Below are 16449 nucleotides of genomic sequence, written 5' to 3'. Positions count from 1 at the left end.
TTTCAATAGTCGAAAGACCTGGCACGGTGCTCTCTTAAGGGGGACAGATGCGCGCCTATTATACCGCCGACCGGGAGAAATTCTTCAGCGATTCCGATGATCAGATTCTCGGTGAACTGGCACGGGTCAATACCTTTGCGCTCGATCTGGAACAGAAGGGCGCGTGGCTTCAGCAGATACGCATCCTGCGCAATGCGCTGACGGCGATTGACGCCTTCACCCTCTATTTCGAGTTCACCATCCCGCGCATGGGCAAACGCGCCGATGCGGTGGTGGTCATTGGCGACTGTATCTTCATCATTGAATTTAAGGTCGGCAGCGAAGGCTTTGACCGCCACGCCATCGAGCAGGTCGAAGACTATGCGCTTGATCTGAAAAACTTTCATGCGGGCAGTCATCATTTGTCGATCGTGCCCATTCTGGTGGCGACGCGGGCCAAGATGTCGCCAATATCGCAACTGGAACTGGCGCTTGATCAGGTATCTAAACCGCTGCTGTCCAACATCATCGACCTTTGTGACATCCTCCGACACGCGGCGGCGCAGCACCGTCACCGTCAACTGGATGTGGCCCAATGGGCCTCCCGTGGTTATCGCCCGACCCCGACCATTATCGAAGCGGCGCGGGCGCTCTATGCCCGACACGATGTCAGGGATATCGCGCGCTCAGACGCCGACGCCATCAACCTCAGCCGCACGCAGGATTTTATTGCCGCAGTGATTGAGGATGCCAAGTCGCACCAGCGCAAAACGGTCTGTTTCGTCACGGGCGTGCCGGGTGCAGGTAAGACTTTGGCAGGACTTAATATCGCCACTCAGCGTAGCGAATCTCATGCCGACGAATACGCGACTTTTCTGTCAGGGAACGGGCCTTTGGTCGATGTGTTGCGTGAGGCGCTGGCGCGCGATCAGAGTGCGCGCACCGGGCGTTCCAAAAAGCATGTCGAACGCGATGTGCGCGCCTTTATCCAGAATATCCACCATTTCCGCGACGACTATGCGGGCAGTGCGACCGTGCCCAGCGAACACGTGGTGGTGTTTGATGAGGCGCAACGGGCCTGGACCCGCGCTCAGGCATCCAAATTTATGCAGGCCAAACGCGGCATTGCCGATTTCGACATGTCCGAGCCGGAGTTTTTGCTCAGCGTGATGGACCGTCATCCCGACTGGTGCACGGTGGTGTGCCTGATCGGCGGCGGGCAGGAGATCAATACCGGCGAGGCCGGCTTGTCCGAATGGATGGCGGCCATCCGGGCGCGTTTCCCGCACTGGCGAGTCTATGCCTCGGCGCAGATTGTGTTGCCGGACTATGATCTGAACCACGATGCGCGCCACTTTATCCAGCAGGAGCAGGTGACGCTGAGCGACGACCTGCACTTGGGTGTCTCGATGCGCTCTTTCCGCGCGGAAACTTTATCCGGCTTTGTTGCGCATCTGTTGAACGGTGAAGCCGAGGCCGCCCGTACCGCTTTTGCGCAACTGACGGCCTATCCTATCGTCATCACCCGCGATCTGAATGCCGCGCGCCGCTGGTTACGCCGCAAAGCCCGAGGCACAGAGCGCTATGGTCTGGTGGCCTCCTCAGGCGCCTACCGTCTTAAACCCGAGGGCCTGCACGTGAAGGCCAGTATCGAGCCGGCAAACTGGTTTTTGAATGATCGCGAGGATGTACGCTCGTCCTGGTATCTGGAGGACGTGGCAACCGAGTTCGACGTGCAGGGGCTGGAACTGGATTGGGTGGGTGTTTGCTGGGATGCCGATTATCGTTACTCAGACGACGGCTGGCAGCACCGCAAATTCGCCGGCACCAAATGGCGCAACGTGAACAATGCGTTCGCGCAGCTTTATCTGAAGAACGCCTATCGCGTTATTCTCACTCGCGCGCGGCAAGGCATGGTTATCTTCGTGCCCAAGGGCGATGTCGATGACCCCACTCGCCCGCCCGGATTCTATGATGCGACTTGGCAGTTTCTGATAGACTGCGGCTTGCCTCCACTGGCGGTATCGGGTTAGCTCCGCCGCAAATTCCGGAGGGTCGTCACACATGCTATCCGTCAAAGATTTCGGTGCCACGGTCACGGGGGAGGCGCTGGATACCTCTGCCATTCAGGCAGCGATTGATGCGGCGGCTGTCAATGGCGGCGTGGTGCGGTTTCCGGCCGGGCGGTATCTCAGTTTTTCGCTAAATCTCAAATCGGGTGTAACCCTGCATCTGGATAAGGGCGCGGTGCTGATCGCCGCCGACCCGGCACGGCATGGCGGGCACTATGATCTGCCCGAAGACAACCCTTTTGACCTCTATCAGGATTTCGGCCATTCGCATTGGCGCAACAGCCTGATCTGGGCCGAAGGGGCGGAGCGCATCGCCATTACCGGCGAGGGCACGATCGACGGCGAAGGCCTGACCCGCGAAGGGCCGGGCTCTCAGTGGCGAAAGCAGGCCGGTGAATTTCCCCTGTCCATGCGCGGCCTGTCGGCGGAGGTGATGGCCGAACTGGCCCCCGAAGTCTCGGCCATGCAGGGGCTGGGCAACAAGGCCATTGCGCTGAAAAACTGCCGCCACGTGACGCTGAAAGACTTCACCATAAAGAACGGCGGGCATTTCGCCCTGCTGGCCACTGGGGTCGAGGATATGGAGATCGAGGGCTTAAGCCTCGATACCAACCGCGATGGGCTGGATATCGACGCCTGCCGTCGTGTGACCATCCGTCGTTGCCGCGTCAATACGCCCAATGACGACGCCATTGTGCTGAAATCGAGCTTTGCCTTGGGTGAGGCGCGGGCCTGCGAGGACATCACCATCGAAGACTGCACCGTGTCGGGCTATGATCTGGGGACCCTGCTCGACGGCACCTATGGCCGCACGCAGGACCGCGCCCCGGATCAGGACCGCGTTACCGGGCGCATCAAGATCGGCACCGAATCCAATGGCGATTTCCGCCGCATCCGCATCCGCAATTGCCGCTTTGAGCGGTCGCGCGGGCTGGCGCTGGAGACGGTCGATGGCGGCGTCATCGAGGACGTGGTGTGCGAAGACCTCAGCCTGTCTGAGATCACCACGGCGCCGATCTTCCTGCGCGTCGGCGCGCGCTTGCGCGGGCCGGAAGGCACCAGGGTCGGCGGCATCCGTAACGTGACCATCCGCAACCTGACGGCCACCGACATCCTGCCCGACTATTGCGCCCTGATCATGGGCCTGCCCGAAAGTCCCATTCAGAATGTGACGCTGCAAAACGTCGCCCTGACCTATCGCGGCGGTTTGAGCCCGGCGGTGGTCGCGCCCTTTGTCGATGACCTGCCGAGCGCCTATCCGGAGCCGTCCATGTTTGGGGTCACGCCCGCCTGGGGCCTGTGGGCGCGGCACGTTGACGGGCTTGAGCTAACCGGGCTTAAGATGGCGACGCAAACCCCGGATGCGCGGCCCCAGACCGTGTATCACGCCGTTTCGCTTAAGCGATAATTTTCCGCATGTGCGAAATTATACAAAAAATTCAGTGTGTTAATTTTGTGACGATTGTCGCCAAAACGTCATAAATTGACGGTGCGTCACACTTGTCATTCCCGCCAAACGGGCATTCCCTCCTGTGCATAACATAAACTCCGTACAGGGCGGACCCTCACATGAAACGCACCAGCCTTATCGCGCTGACCTCCCTCCTTGCCTTGTCGGCGGGGGCGGCCTCGGCCCAGACCTATGATCGCGTCATTAGCTTTGGTGACTCGCTGAGCGATTCTGGCAATCTCTATGCCGTAGCGGGCGCGACGCAGCCGCCGGCGCCGTATAATCGCCGCTTCACCAATGACAAGGTGTGGGTCGAATATCTGGTCGGCACGATGAACGGCTACACGACCACAGGGGCGCTGACCGGCAATGTCAACTTCGCCTTTGGCGGGGCGCGCACCGATACGCAGGCCAATCCGCCGGGCACCGCGGTGCAGCTTCAGGCCTATCAGGCGCGCGGCGGCACCTTCGGGGCGCGTGATGTGGTGACGATGTGGGCGGGGGCCAACAACCTGTTTCAGGGCCTGCCGGTTGCGGCGACGAACCCCTCGACGGCGACGGGCGTGATGGGCAGCATTGCCACTTCGGCGGCTGGCGATATCGCGTCTCAGGTCAATACGATCGCCGGGGCCGGTGCGGGCACAGTGCTGGTGCTGAACCTGCCGGACCTCAACAATACGCCGCAGTTCAAAGGCACCACGGCGCAGGATCTGGCCGGTTTCTCCAGTTCGTCCTTCAATTCGGCGCTGAACACGGCGGTGAAGACCGTCGCCGCCAACCGCCCCACCACCAATATTGTGCAGGTGGACATCAATACGGCGTTCAAGCTGATTATCGCCAATCCGTCGGCCTTTGGGCTGAGCGATGTGACCTCAAGCTGCGTGGCGACCACGGCCTGCGTCACCGGCGGGGCTTCCGTGCAGAATAATTACCTGTTCTGGGACGGGGTGCACCCGACCGCCGCCGGGCATAAGCTCGTGGCGGCTGTGGCGACGCAATACCTCTACACGCCGACCCTGTCTGAGGGGGTGAGCCTGTTTGCTGATGTGTCCTATGCGGCACGGCGTAACGCCATGCTGGGCTTCAATCAGCGTCTCTATGAAGGTCAAAAGGGCGTCTTCGTCGAAGTGATCGGCGATCAGGCGCAATCGGAACGCACGGTTAACCTGCAATCGGCCCCCGGTGCGACGGCGGTGGGTTTGAAAACCAAGGCCTATGATTACGACCTGACGGGGCTGCGCTTCGGCACGGTGTTCGGGCACGGCGAAGCCACTACCTTTGGCGCGGGCGTCACCCTGCTGAAAGGTGACGCCACGGGCTATCTTTTGAGCGCCAAGCCGACGGTGATCAGCTTCGATGCCGGAGCCAAATGGGATAAGGGCCCGCACTTTGTCACCTTCGGTCTGGGCATGGGCTATGAGGAGTTTGAGGACTATCGCCGTCAGACGACGCTGGCCGCCGTCACCATCCAGCAGGAAAAAGTGCAGGGGTGGTCGGCTTCGGCGCAGGTCGAAACCGGCTGGCGGCACGATATGGGGGCGCTGTCTCTGACGCCGGTGGCGCGCCTGTCGTGGGTCAGCGGCCATATGCGCGGCTTTGACGAAAACTACACCGTCGGGGCCGTCAGCTTTGACGGGCGTAAGGTGTCGACGCTGTCCGGGGCGCTGGAACTGCGGGCGCAGGCGCGCCTGAGCGACAAGACGCGCCTGACGGGCTCGCTGGGCTATGAAGACGTGCTGAGCGGTGAGACGGACCCGCTGAAAGGCCAGTTGATCAATAACACCGCCCTGCCGTTCAGCCGCGAGATGGGCGAACGCCCCACGGAAGGTGTCATCGCCGGGGTGGGCCTGACGACCGAAGTGATGGGTTTTGGCGTCACCGCGCGCTATGCGGGCAGCTTCGGCAAGGATGACCACAAGACCCAGTCGGCCCTGATCGCCCTGACCAAGGCCTTTTGATACCAACGGCCGAAGATGCTGACCGCATCCGGCCGTTGAAGAAACGAGACTGTCTCATATGTATCAGCGACATGAGACAGTCTCGAATGGAATACCAAGGGTCATTTTCAATGCCCCTTGGTATGAGCCGACATTTAAAAATTTTGCGGACACAGACGGAGGCTTCTAGCGGGAGGCCTCCGTTTTCTTTGCCGGCAAAGGTCGCCGCGCATTCAGGCGTATAAAAACATCTTGAAAATCAGAAGTATAAATCCGCCCCTTGCCGCATTTCGCCCTGACTGTGTGCGAAAAAAGACTCTTTCTTAAAAAAGAATGAAAAAAGACCTGGGGAAAAGCCCCCCTCTTGACTCGCGACTCTTGTCAGCGATTCGCAAATCAGCGTACCCCTTTTTGAGATTTTGTTAGGCTTAACTAATCTTAAGGGATTTGCGGGCTAGCCTCCAATTCTCACCATCGGGGGCGTTCGCGCCTTCACCTTTGTGTTTGCCATAGCCGGGAGGGGCTACATGCGCGTACTGCTGATTGAAGACGACAGCGCGACTGCTCAAAGCATTGAGCTGATGCTGAAATCCGAAGGTTTCAACGTCTATACGACGGACCTGGGCGAAGAAGGCGTGGATCTGGGTAAGATCTACGATTACGACCTGATCCTGCTCGACCTGTCGCTGCCTGACATGTCCGGCCTCGAAGTGCTGCGTCAACTGCGCGTCGGCAAGGTGAATACCCCGGTCATGATCCTGTCGGGCACCTCCGAAATCGAAACCAAGGTCAAGACGCTCGGCGGCGGTGCCGACGACTATATGACCAAGCCCTTCCACAAGGATGAGCTGATCGCCCGCATTCATGCGGTGGTGCGTCGCTCCAAGGGCCACGCCCAGTCGGTCATCAAGACCGGCGACATCATCGTCAATCTCGACGCCAAGACGGTCGAAGTCGCGGGCAACCGCGTGCACCTGACCGGCAAGGAATACGAGATGCTGGAGCTTCTGTCCCTGCGCAAGGGCACGACGCTGACCAAGGAAATGTTCCTCAACCACCTCTATGGCGGTATGGACGAGCCGGAACTGAAGATCATCGACGTCTTCATCTGCAAGCTGCGCAAGAAGCTGGCCGTGGCCAATGACGGCAACTCCTATATCGAAACCGTCTGGGGCCGTGGCTATGTGCTGCGCGACCCGCAAGAGCAGGGCGGCATCGTCGCCGCCTGAGCCTCACGGCCAAGACTACACAAAAAACGCCTGCCGTCCTCTCACGGCAGGCGTTTTTTGTTGTATAGTCGCTATTGTTTGCTCATTACTCATGTCATGAGCAATCTCTATCCAGATAGAACCGGCTGGGCGACAGGCCCGCTGTCGGAACTGCCGTTTGAAGGGCCGTTTCCCGATTTCACGCCTTTCGAATCTTATGTGCTACAGGAACTGGCTTCCGAGTTTGAGTCTCACGAGCATGTTTTTCGCGAGCAATTACGCCATGCGCAGGTGATCGACCGCATCAATACTGGCGCGGGATTTTACACGCGGGTGAAAATAGAGCCTTCATCCTGCCCAGCGTTATCCTATCGCCAGCAAGGTTCTCACTTTGACGTTGCGGATGTCGAACACGGTATAGGCATTGTTTTGTGGGGTGATGAGGGGTATCTGGACACTATCGAAGGCTACACTTATGGCGATGTGTCTTTGGTAGGCAGAGAATTGTCAGGCCTGCATATTCTCGCGTCGGCCCCCTAGGGATTAATCCACCGCTTAATCCGTCACGCACTGGGTCGGCATCTTTTTGCCGACGGTCCAGGTGGCGTCGCGGCCTTTGCCGCGGAAATCGTGCTTGCCCGACGAATACCAGATGCCAGAGGCCGCCACCTGCTGCGGCAGGTGCAGTTTTGTGCCGTCTTTCAGCGTCACGGTCGCCGCCTTTTCGCTGAAGGCGATGCGGAAGGTCGTCCCGTCCTGACAGGTATAGAGCGCGCCCGTTGGCGCTTCGACCACAGGCGGCGGCGGGGGAGGCGGGGGTGGCGGGGCCATGCCGCTATCGGTCGGGGTGGTCACGCAGCCCGCCAGGGTCAGGGCGAGCGCGGAAAGAGCGACGATAGACAGGCTGCGACGCATAGGGTCCTCCACATTTGTCGGCGACAGCATAGCCCGTTTCCGGGGCTTGCGAAATAAGCTCACGATAAGGTTTACCGGTTCTTTTTGTCAGGACTTTCTTAACCGTATCTGTAAACCGCAAACTCATGAAGCTTTGATAACGTGGTTTCGGGAAGGGCGTTTTCCTCCCACCTGCAGACGGCCGCCGGGGTGTGGGGCCGGGGAGAGCCTAGATGTTTCATCGTCCGATCCATGTTCTGTTCCTGGCCGAGCGTAACTCCTCACGTTCCATTCTGGCCGAAGCCCTGCTCAACCGTCTGGGGGCCGGGCGCTTTGAGGCCTATTCGGCGGGTGTGACGCCGGCCGTGGCCATCAGCCCCTATGCCATCGCGCTGTTGCACCGCATCAACTACAATATTCAGACCCTCGTGCCCAAGGGGATCGAAGCCTTCGGGGCGGCGGATGCGCCTGAACTCGACTTCGTTTTCCGCCTGTCGCACCACCTGCCGAAGGGCCGCCTGCCGCAATTCAAGGGCAATCCGCGCCTGATCGACTGGTTCCTCCCCGATCCTGAAGATGTGATGGGCTCCCCGGCCATGATCGCCACCGCCTATGCCGACCTGTTCGGCGCACTGTGCTCGCGAATCGAAACGCTGAGCCAGATGAGCCCGGCCTTTCTGGCCGGTGAAGCCGCCCCGGACCGGCTGGAGCGCATGGGCGAGGCCTATATCCGTCTGGCCGCTTAATACCAACGGCCGAAGATGCTGACCGCATCCGGCCGTTGAAAACTCGAGACTGTCTCATATGTGCCCTCGACATGAGACAGTCTCGAACCGAATACCAAGAGTCATTTTCAATGACCCTTGGTATACCTGTTTTATACGTTTCTCCCTGACCTTGGGGCGGTTGTCATCGGCAACCGCCCTTTCTTTATGCCTTCCTTACGTTCAATGGCTGAAAAACCCGGCGAATTCGTTTGCAAATTCCCGCGTCGGGGGTTTTTACCCACATCGCTTTCATGTATGGTTTTTGGCATGGAAATGGATGATGCCGTTGTTGCCTTGTTTGCCCTTGCCCATCCGGGCCGGTTGGAAGCCTTTCGCACCATTGTGCGCGCAGGTCCGTCCGGTATGCCCGCCGGTGAGATTGCCCGCGCGATCAAGGCCCCTGCCAATACCACCTCGACCCACCTCAGCATTCTGACGGGGGCGGGCCTGCTCAAGGCCTATCGCAGCGGTCGCTCGATCATCTACAGCGCGGAGCTGACGCATCTGTCGGGGCTGGCCGACTATCTGCTGAACGATTGCGCGCAGGGCAAGCCGGAGGCGTGGAGCCAGTTGACGGTTCCGGAACCCGCCACCAGAAAGACCGCCTGATCGTCAATACAGGCAACAAAAAACCCCGCTGGTTTCACAGCGGGGTTCTTCATGTCAAGGGTTTGAACTCAGCTACCGAACTTGCGCACCGGCTGGGCGCCCACGGCCTGATTCTTGATATAGAGGCCGCGCATCCCCGCCATTGGCTTGAAGACATCGGTGATGCCCAGCACGGTTTCCGCCGCGCCGAGGAAGAGGTAGCCGTCATCGGCCAGCAGGGTGGCCATCTGCTCCAGCACGCGCTTCTTGGTTTCGATATCGAAATAGATCAGCACGTTACGGCAGTAGATCACGTCCTGACGACCGACGGAGCGCAGATCATCAAGCAGGTTGAGCTTTTTGTAGCGCACGGCCTGACGGATCTTGGGCGAGATGCGCCACATTTCGTCGATCTTCTCGAAATGCTTGACCATCATCTGGATGGGCAGGCCGCGCTGCACTTCAAACTGGGTATAGAGGCCGGCCTGCGCCTTTTCGAGGCAGCGTTCGGAAATGTCGGTGGCCAGGATGTCGAGATTGACGCGCGGGAACTGGGCGCGCGACTCTTCCATCATCATAGCCAGGGAATAGGGCTCCTGACCGGTCGAGCAGGCGGCGCACCAGATCTTGATGTCGCCGCTGCGGGCCTTGGCCAGCGCCGGCAGGACGTCGGATTTGAACTGATCGAACGGCGTCTTGTCGCGGAAGAAAAAGGTCTCGTTCGTCGTCATCGCGTCGGTGACGGTATAGATCAGTTTCTCGTCACGCTTGGTGCGCAAGGCCGTCAGCAGGGCGGCGACATTGGCATAGCCTTCGCGGCGCGCCACGGGGGCCAGACGGCTTTCGATCAGATAGGTCTTGTCCGAGCCGAGGATCAGGCCGGAGCGTTGCTTCAACAGGGCGGCAAGGTGTTCGGTATCTTCCGGGGTCATATTATTCTCTCACCTTTGGCGATGGCCCGGCACGTCTGCGCCAGACCGTCGATGGGTTTTATAAATTCGGCCAGACCGGCTTCGGCGACGGCACCGGGCATCCCCCAGACGACCGACGACTTTTCGTCCTGAACCATCACGGTGGCATTGACATCGACCAGAGCCCGCGCGCCGTCGCGGCCATCGTGGCCCATGCCGGTCAGGACGACGGCGACGACGTTCTTGCCGTACAGTTCTGCGCCGGATTTAAACAAAGGATCGACCGCCGGGCGGCACCAGTTGACGGGGGCCGACTGATCGAGGCGAAGCGACGGCTGACCGGGCGTGCCTTTCAGCGTCATGTGGAAATCGCCGGGCGCGATATAGATGTGGCTGCCTTTGAGGCCCATACCGTCCTGCGCTTCGACCACGTTCTGCGGCAGGGCCTTGTCGAGGTGTTCGGCGAGGATGGTGGTAAAGGTCGAGGGCATGTGCTGAACGATCAGCACCGGGATGCGCCAGTCGGGACCAAGACCCGCGAGGAAGTTGCGCAGGGCCGGGGGGCCGCCCGTGGAGGCACCGACCAGCAGGATATCACAGCGGCGCGGGCCGGTCATGGTCCGCACGCGCGGTGCGGCGGCCACGTGGCCGTTCGGCGTTGCCGGTGCCGGTGAGCCGGCCGGGCGGTCGATGCGGCGGATCGGCGCGACGATACCGGGGGTGGGGGTATTAAGGTTAACCGGGGCGCTTGGGGCCGTGGTTGCGGCACCGGCGGCCGCGGCATTGGGCCAGGCGCGCGTGCGACCACACAGGGCGCGCACCTTGGTCAGAAGCTCGCTTTTGAAGCCGTCTGCCCCGCCGATACGGGCGGAGTCGGGCTTGGGCACATAGTCGGCCGCCCCCAGTTCAAGGGCGCGGATGGTGACCGAGGCCCCGCGGGTCGTCAGGGTCGAGGCCATCAGGATTTTCAGGCCCGGCTTGGCCGCCAGCATCTTGGGCAGGGCTTCGAGGCCGTTCATGTTCGGCATCTCGATATCAAGGATCAGCACGTCGGGCTGAAGTTCCTTGAGCTTGTCGATGCCTTTCTGGCCGTCCGTGGCGGAGCCGACGAGCACCATGTCGCTTTCCGCTTCGATCCAGCGGGTGACAAGGCCGCGCACGACCGCCGAGTCATCAACGATCATCACCCGCAGGGGGCGCAGCGATACCGAGGGATTGGGGTTAAGCGACATACGCTGGGAATACCTTAGATAAGGCCGACTTCGGTGAACTTGGCTTCGAGGATTTCACCGTCGAAGGGCTTCATGATGTATTCCGAAGCGCCTTCGGTCAGGGCCTCGGTGATGTGGGCCAGATCGTTTTCAGTGGTGCAGAAGACCACGACGGGGTCGGTACCACCCTCTTCCTTGCGCAACTGACGCAGGAAGGTGATGCCGTCCATGACCGGCATGTTCCAGTCGAGCAGGATGGCGTTGGGCATGGACGACTTGCAGTAGTTGAGGGCTTCGAGGCCGTCATTGGCCTCGGCCACTTCAAACTGGAGGTTTTCCAGAATGCGACGCGCCACCTTGCGGATAACGCGGCTGTCATCGACGACGAGGCAGGTTTTCATATCGCTTTTTCCTGAGCCCGTAAGCGCAATCCGAAAAGTGGGCACCGCTTTTCGGAGTCAATCGCGCACCAAACCTTAGGCGGCCTTGAGGTGGGCGGCGTCCAGAAGGGTGTGCGGGTCCAGAACTATCAGAAGTTCCTTTTCCAATTGATAAACGCCGACGATAATTTCGGCCCAGCGCGGCGGCAGGTTGCCCGGCGGGGCGTGGAACTTTTCGTCATCCAGCTTCAGCACCTCATCGACCGAGTCGATGACGAGGCCGTAGGAATCGCCATGCACTTCGAGACCGATGGCCAGCGGTTCCGGCGCATCGGCCGGGCGCGGCGACAGGCCCAGGCGGCGACGGGCGCAGACGGCGGTGACGATACGGCCGCGCAGGTTCAGCACGCCGGCGATTTCGGTGCGCGACAGCGGCACGGGCGTCAGGCCGCGCGGATGGAAGACGTCATGGACGCGGGCGGCATCGACGCCAAACAGCTGGCCACCGACACGCAGGGTCACGTAATCACGGATACTCATAATGAACCTCAGGCAGCTTCGGTGATAAGGTCTTGGGCGGGCTGACGGCGGGCGTGTTCGGCCAGACCGCGCAGCAGGTAGTGATCAACGTCGAGGATTTCGCAGGCGCGACCGGTGATGACGGCGGTGCCGCGCACGCCCGGACGATCCGGCGACAGTTCGATATTGAGGAAGTCTTCGACCACATCGACGATCTCATCGACGGCCAGAGCCATGGCATAGCCTTCGCCGGTGAAGACCAGCAGCGGCTGAATATCCTGCTCCTTGAAGCCGTAGGTATCGGCGACGTTGAGGATCGGCATCAGCTTGCCACGGTATTGCAGCGCGGCGCGGCCATCCATGCGCTCGATCTTTTCGGCTTCGATGTGTTCGAGGCGCGTGATGTGCTCCAGCTCGACCGCCTTCGGGGCACCGCCACCGGCGCGGAACAAAAGCATGGCCACCTTCTGGCCCTGTGCGCTTTCGGCGATGGCGTCTTCGGCGGACTCTTCAACCTTTTCTTCCAGCATGTTGCCGGCGCGTTCGGACAGGGCGTTCGGATCAAGGATCAGCACCACCGAGCCGTCGCCCAGAATGGTCGCCCCGGAGAAGATGTCCACGTCGCGCAGGATGGAGGCCAGCGGCTTGACGACGATTTCTTCGGTGTCCAGAACGTCATTGACGACCAGACCGTAGCGGCGCTCACCGACCTGAATGACCATGACGAAGGTGGCGTTTTCTTCGGTGGCGGCTTCCAGTTGCAGCGTCGGCCCAAGCTGGACCAGCGGCAGCAACTTGTCGCGCAGACGCAGGACGAGGGCGTCGTTGATCTTTTCGATCTTGTGCTCGGCATTGGCGCCGGTGCGGACCAGTTCCATGACCGAGGTTTGCGGCACGGCGAACTTCTGACCACCGGCACCGACGATCAGGGCCGAAACGATGGCCAGCGTCAGCGGAATTTTGATGGTGAAGGTCGTGCCCTGACCGGCGATCGAGTTGAGGTCGATCTGACCGCCGATCTGTTCGATATTGGTGCGCACCACGTCCATGCCGACGCCGCGACCCGACAGGTTGGTGACCTTGGCCGCCGTCGAGAAGCCCGGCGCGAAGATGTAGCGGTGGATCTGCTGATCGCTCATGCCGTCCACTTCGGCACGGGTCGCCAGACCCTTTTCGACGATCTTTTCTCGGATGCGGGCGGTGTTCAGGCCGCGACCATTGTCCGAAATGCGGATGACGATGTAGCCACCTTCGTGGAAGGCCGCCAGTTTCACCTGACCATTGGCCGGCTTGCCCAGCGCAATGCGTTCTTCGGTGGGTTCCAGGCCGTGGTCGGCCGAGTTGCGCACCATGTGGGTCAGCGGGTCGCGGATCAGTTCCAGAACCTGACGGTCCAGTTCCGTGCCTTCGCCTTCCATGATCAGGTCGATCTTCTTGCCCAGTTCGTGCGAAAGGTCGCGCACCAGACGGGGCAGCTTCTTCCACGCCGCGCCGATGGGCTGCATGCGGGTCTTCATCACGCTGTCCTGCAATTCGCCGGTCAGGGTGGACAGGCGTTGCAGCGGGGTAGCGAAGGCCGAGTCTTCGCGGTTACGCGAGATTTGCAGAAGCTGGTTGCGGGTCAGAACCATTTCCGACACCAGCGTCATCAGGCCTTCCAGCACATCGACCGACACGCGGATCGACTGGGTGGTGGCGATACCGCCGTTTTCATCACCGAGCGCTGCCGCCAGCGCACCGGACGCCGCCTCGATGGGTTCAGCCTTCGGGGCCACAGCGGCGGGCGCTTCGACCTTGGGTTCAGGCTTGGGTTCGGGCTTCGGGGCTTCGGCCTTGACTTCGGCCACGGGCTCCGGCTCCGGATCGCTCATCCAGTCGGGGGCTTCGGCGGCGAGGAAGGCGGCTTCCAGTTCGTCGAGCGACACTTCGCCCGGACGCAGAGGGCGTTCCAGCTCCGGCTTCACTTCGGCGATGACGACTTCGGGGACATCGGCATTGATCGGACGGTCGGGGACCTGAACCGGCTGAACGGTCTCGATGGCCACTTCGCGACCTTCGGCCATGGCCTCCAGTTGCGAAATCAGGTCATCATCGTCGCCGTCGGGCTCATTGCCCGTCTGTTCCAGACCATTGAGGATCAGCTTGATGCGGTCGATGGAGTGCAGAACCAGCGTCACCGCCGTCGGCGTGACCTCCAGCTTGCCATCGCGGAAGCGACCGAGCAGGGTTTCACCGGCGTGGGCCACGGCTTCGAGGCGACCCAGCCCCAGGAAGCCGCAGGTGCCCTTAATGGTGTGCACCAGCCGGAAGATATTATCGAGCGTCTTTCGTTCGTTGGGGTTGGCCTCGAACTTGACCAGTTCACTATCGACCACCTCAAGGCTTTCGGCCGTCTCGGTCAGGAATTCCGCAATCAGATCGTCCACTTTACACCCCGTCAGAACACTATGGCCGACCCTGAAATGAGGGCGTGGGTCGGACCTTTGACCGCCCATCATCAGATGGTTTGGTTAAAGGAGTGTTTGCAGAACGGGCTGGAAACGTGAACTTTGTTATTTTTTTGGTAGAACGATCTTAATGCCGAGTGAATCGGGCTCCAGAGTGACCGCAAGCGTGCCGCCGGCCTCCTGCACGACGCTGTGCAGCCAGAAGGGCTGTATCCATTGCCCGCTCAGGCCGTCCGACAGGGGCTGACCGTTCAGGCCCTCGACCGCTTCGGGTTTGAGGCGCGCGCGCGGGCCATTGGATTGCGCCGTCAAAGTAATGGCCTCATCCGTCTCTTCGCGACGAAGGGTCGCCGTGCCCCCGGTCGGCAAGGCGTTACCGGCAATATAGCCAAGATTCATCAGGGCACGGGCTGCCGGCTTTTCGAACACGACCTCATCGGCCACGTCGAAATCGAGCGTGGCGCGCATGGTCGAAAAGACGTCGGACAGGGTCTTGTTCAGCTCCTTGGCCGAAAAGGCTTCGGCCGAGGTCGCGGCCCCGAAGGCTACGCGAGCGAAATGCACCAGCGTGACCAGCTTGGTCGCCGAGGTCTGGATCAGGTTGACGGCATCGTCGCGCATGTCCTGCGCCGACGGATCGCTGAGCAGGTCAAGGCCCGATATAATGGCCCCGGTCGGCGAGATAAAGTCGTGGCACAGCTTGGCCACCAGTTGCGTCGCCAGTTCGTGCGGATTGGGCAGGGCCGCGACCTTTGCCGGAGTTTCGGTTTCGGAACCCTGTTCAGGCGTCGTAAGCGAAAGGTCATCCATGGTCTTTAAAGTCTCTGCGTTGGGATCGGGGTTTCAGGCAGTTTAGTTCTGATCGCGCCATGTGTGAGGTGATTTGCCTTATCAGGAAACACCCTTGCGGCTATAATCCATAAAATTCGCATGACGAAAGGCGGTGCGACCTCGCGCCACTGGTCAGGCGATCCCATCTTCTGTAGGGCTGGACACTTTGGATTACGTGCCCGCTCACTGCGCCGGTCAGCCCATGCGGGACGCCACGCCTTATTTCTAAAAACCGTTACGGAGGTTTCCCATGCCCGACACGCAACCGCAATCGACGGCCCCGCGCTATGCCCGCAAAGGCCGCGGCAAGGTGTTTGAATCCATTCTCGACACCATCGGCGATACGCCGCTGGTCAAGCTGCCGCGTCTGTCGGCCGAATACGGGGCCAGGGCGACGGTTCTGGCCAAGCTGGAATTCTTCAACCCGCTGGCCTCGGTCAAGGACCGCATCGGTGTGGCCATGATCGAAGCGCTGGAAGCGACGGGGCAACTGAAGCCCGGCGGCGTTATCATCGAGCCGACCTCAGGCAATACCGGGATCGCTCTGGCCTTTGTCGCTGCGCAAAAGGGCTATGAACTTATCCTCGTCATGCCGGAATCCATGTCGCTGGAGCGCCGCAAGATGCTGGCGCTGCTGGGGGCGCGCCTTGAGCTGACCCCGGCGGAAAAGGGGATGCGCGGGGCCGTCAACCGCGCGCAGGAACTGGTCGCCGCCACGCCGGGTGCGGTCATGCCGCAGCAGTTTGAAAACGCCGCCAACCCGCAAATCCACCGCATTTCGACGGCCGAGGAAATCTGGAATGATACGGACGGCGCGGTCGATGTGCTGATTTCCGGCGTCGGCACGGGCGGCTCGATCACCGGCATCGGTCAGGTGCTGAAAGAAAAGAAGGCTTCGGTCGAAGTCGTCGCGGTTGAGCCCGAAGCCTCACCAGTCCTGTCGGGCGGTGAGCCGGGGCCGCACAAGATTCAGGGCATCGGCGCGGGCTTTGTGCCGGGCATTCTGGACAAGGGCGTCATCGACAAGGTCGAGAAGGTGTCGAACGACGACGCCTTCGCTACCGCGCGTCAGGCGGCGCAGCTCGAAGGTCTGCCGGTCGGCATTTCGTCGGGTGCGGCGCTCAAGGCCGCCTTCCGTCTGGCGGCGCAGGACGCCTATGCGGGCAAGACCATCGTGGTCATCATCCCGTCGTTTGCCGAGCGTTACCTCTCGACCGCTCTCTTCGACGGACTGTAAAATCACGCCGCTCCTCTG

15 protein-coding genes are annotated in these 16449 nt (G+C 61.0%); 8 read left to right on the top strand and 7 right to left on the bottom strand.

Features of this window, described 5'->3' with window-relative positions; all coding sequences use genetic code 11:
- Nucleotides 1-47: 47 nt before the first annotated feature.
- From ACK8OE_RS14420 to ACK8OE_RS14400, 5 genes are all read left to right on the top strand, one after another.
- Nucleotides 48-2012 carry a DUF2075 domain-containing protein gene (locus ACK8OE_RS14420; RefSeq protein WP_410273093.1) on the top strand — a complete coding sequence of 655 codons (1965 nt, stop codon included), beginning with the start codon at nucleotides 48-50 and terminating at the stop codon, nucleotides 2010-2012.
- A gap of 31 nt (nucleotides 2013-2043) precedes the next feature.
- Complete coding sequence (locus ACK8OE_RS14415) at nucleotides 2044-3459, top strand: glycoside hydrolase family 28 protein (protein WP_410273092.1); 1416 nt, start codon at nucleotides 2044-2046, stop codon at nucleotides 3457-3459.
- A 161-nt stretch (nucleotides 3460-3620) separates the two neighbouring features.
- Nucleotides 3621-5459, top strand: coding sequence for an autotransporter domain-containing protein (locus ACK8OE_RS14410; RefSeq protein ID WP_410273091.1), 1839 nt, complete (start codon nucleotides 3621-3623; stop codon nucleotides 5457-5459).
- A gap of 506 nt (nucleotides 5460-5965) precedes the next feature.
- Nucleotides 5966-6667, top strand: coding sequence for a response regulator transcription factor CtrA (gene ctrA, locus ACK8OE_RS14405; protein WP_013478129.1), 702 nt, complete (start codon nucleotides 5966-5968; stop codon nucleotides 6665-6667).
- A 96-nt stretch (nucleotides 6668-6763) separates the two neighbouring features.
- Nucleotides 6764-7186, top strand: coding sequence for a hypothetical protein (locus ACK8OE_RS14400; RefSeq protein ID WP_410273090.1), 423 nt, complete (start codon nucleotides 6764-6766; stop codon nucleotides 7184-7186).
- A 15-nt stretch (nucleotides 7187-7201) separates the two neighbouring features.
- Here the strand turns inward: ACK8OE_RS14400 and ACK8OE_RS14395 are convergent, their stop codons facing one another.
- Nucleotides 7202-7591, bottom strand: coding sequence for an MliC family protein (locus ACK8OE_RS14395; RefSeq protein WP_410273089.1), 390 nt, complete (start codon nucleotides 7589-7591; stop codon nucleotides 7202-7204).
- 182 nt (nucleotides 7592-7773) lie between these two features.
- On the opposite strand from ACK8OE_RS14395, the gene ACK8OE_RS14390 reads away from it, so the two are divergent.
- Together ACK8OE_RS14390 and ACK8OE_RS14385 are read left to right on the top strand one after the other, a co-directional pair.
- A complete protein-coding gene (locus tag ACK8OE_RS14390) occupies nucleotides 7774-8286 on the top strand; it encodes an arsenate reductase ArsC (RefSeq protein WP_410273088.1) in 513 nt (170 codons plus the stop codon).
- Between the two features lie 288 nt (nucleotides 8287-8574).
- Nucleotides 8575-8916, top strand: coding sequence for an ArsR/SmtB family transcription factor (locus tag ACK8OE_RS14385; RefSeq protein ID WP_410273087.1), 342 nt, complete (start codon nucleotides 8575-8577; stop codon nucleotides 8914-8916).
- Nucleotides 8917-8984: 68 nt separating this feature from the next.
- Here ACK8OE_RS14385 and ACK8OE_RS14380 read toward each other — a convergent pair whose 3' ends face one another.
- The 6 genes from ACK8OE_RS14380 to chpT all read right to left on the bottom strand — a co-directional run bounded on the left by ACK8OE_RS14380 (nucleotide 8985) and on the right by chpT (nucleotide 15173).
- Complete coding sequence (locus ACK8OE_RS14380) at nucleotides 8985-9827, bottom strand: CheR family methyltransferase (protein ID WP_298327032.1); 843 nt, start codon at nucleotides 9825-9827, stop codon at nucleotides 8985-8987.
- The gene (locus tag ACK8OE_RS14375) at nucleotides 9824-11038 is read right to left on the bottom strand and encodes a chemotaxis response regulator protein-glutamate methylesterase (RefSeq protein WP_410273086.1); all 1215 of its coding nucleotides are present in this window, start codon (nucleotides 11036-11038) and stop codon (nucleotides 9824-9826) included. The genes ACK8OE_RS14380 and ACK8OE_RS14375 overlap by 4 nt, the downstream gene beginning before the upstream one ends.
- Before the next feature lie 14 nt (nucleotides 11039-11052).
- The gene (locus ACK8OE_RS14370) at nucleotides 11053-11418 is read right to left on the bottom strand and encodes a PleD family two-component system response regulator (RefSeq protein ID WP_013478135.1); all 366 of its coding nucleotides are present in this window, start codon (nucleotides 11416-11418) and stop codon (nucleotides 11053-11055) included.
- Between the two features lie 75 nt (nucleotides 11419-11493).
- Nucleotides 11494-11937, bottom strand: a complete 444-nt coding sequence (locus ACK8OE_RS14365; protein ID WP_013478136.1) for a chemotaxis protein CheW — start codon at nucleotides 11935-11937, stop codon at nucleotides 11494-11496.
- Nucleotides 11938-11945: 8 nt separating this feature from the next.
- Entirely contained in the window at nucleotides 11946-14342 is a 2397-nt protein-coding gene (locus tag ACK8OE_RS14360) for a chemotaxis protein CheA (RefSeq protein ID WP_410273085.1), read from the bottom strand.
- Nucleotides 14343-14468: 126 nt separating this feature from the next.
- Nucleotides 14469-15173, bottom strand: coding sequence for a histidine phosphotransferase ChpT (chpT, locus tag ACK8OE_RS14355; protein WP_410273084.1), 705 nt, complete (start codon nucleotides 15171-15173; stop codon nucleotides 14469-14471).
- A gap of 271 nt (nucleotides 15174-15444) precedes the next feature.
- Here chpT and cysK point away from each other — a divergent pair, with 271 nt between their 5' ends.
- A complete protein-coding gene (gene cysK, locus ACK8OE_RS14350; RefSeq protein ID WP_410273083.1) occupies nucleotides 15445-16431 on the top strand; it encodes a cysteine synthase A in 987 nt (328 codons plus the stop codon).
- Nucleotides 16432-16449: the final 18 nt, after the last annotated feature.

The organism is Asticcacaulis sp. W401b, from assembly GCF_046503825.1.
GTDB lineage: Bacteria > Pseudomonadota > Alphaproteobacteria > Caulobacterales > Caulobacteraceae > Asticcacaulis.
This window is presented reverse-complemented; position numbering and strand designations above follow the sequence as displayed.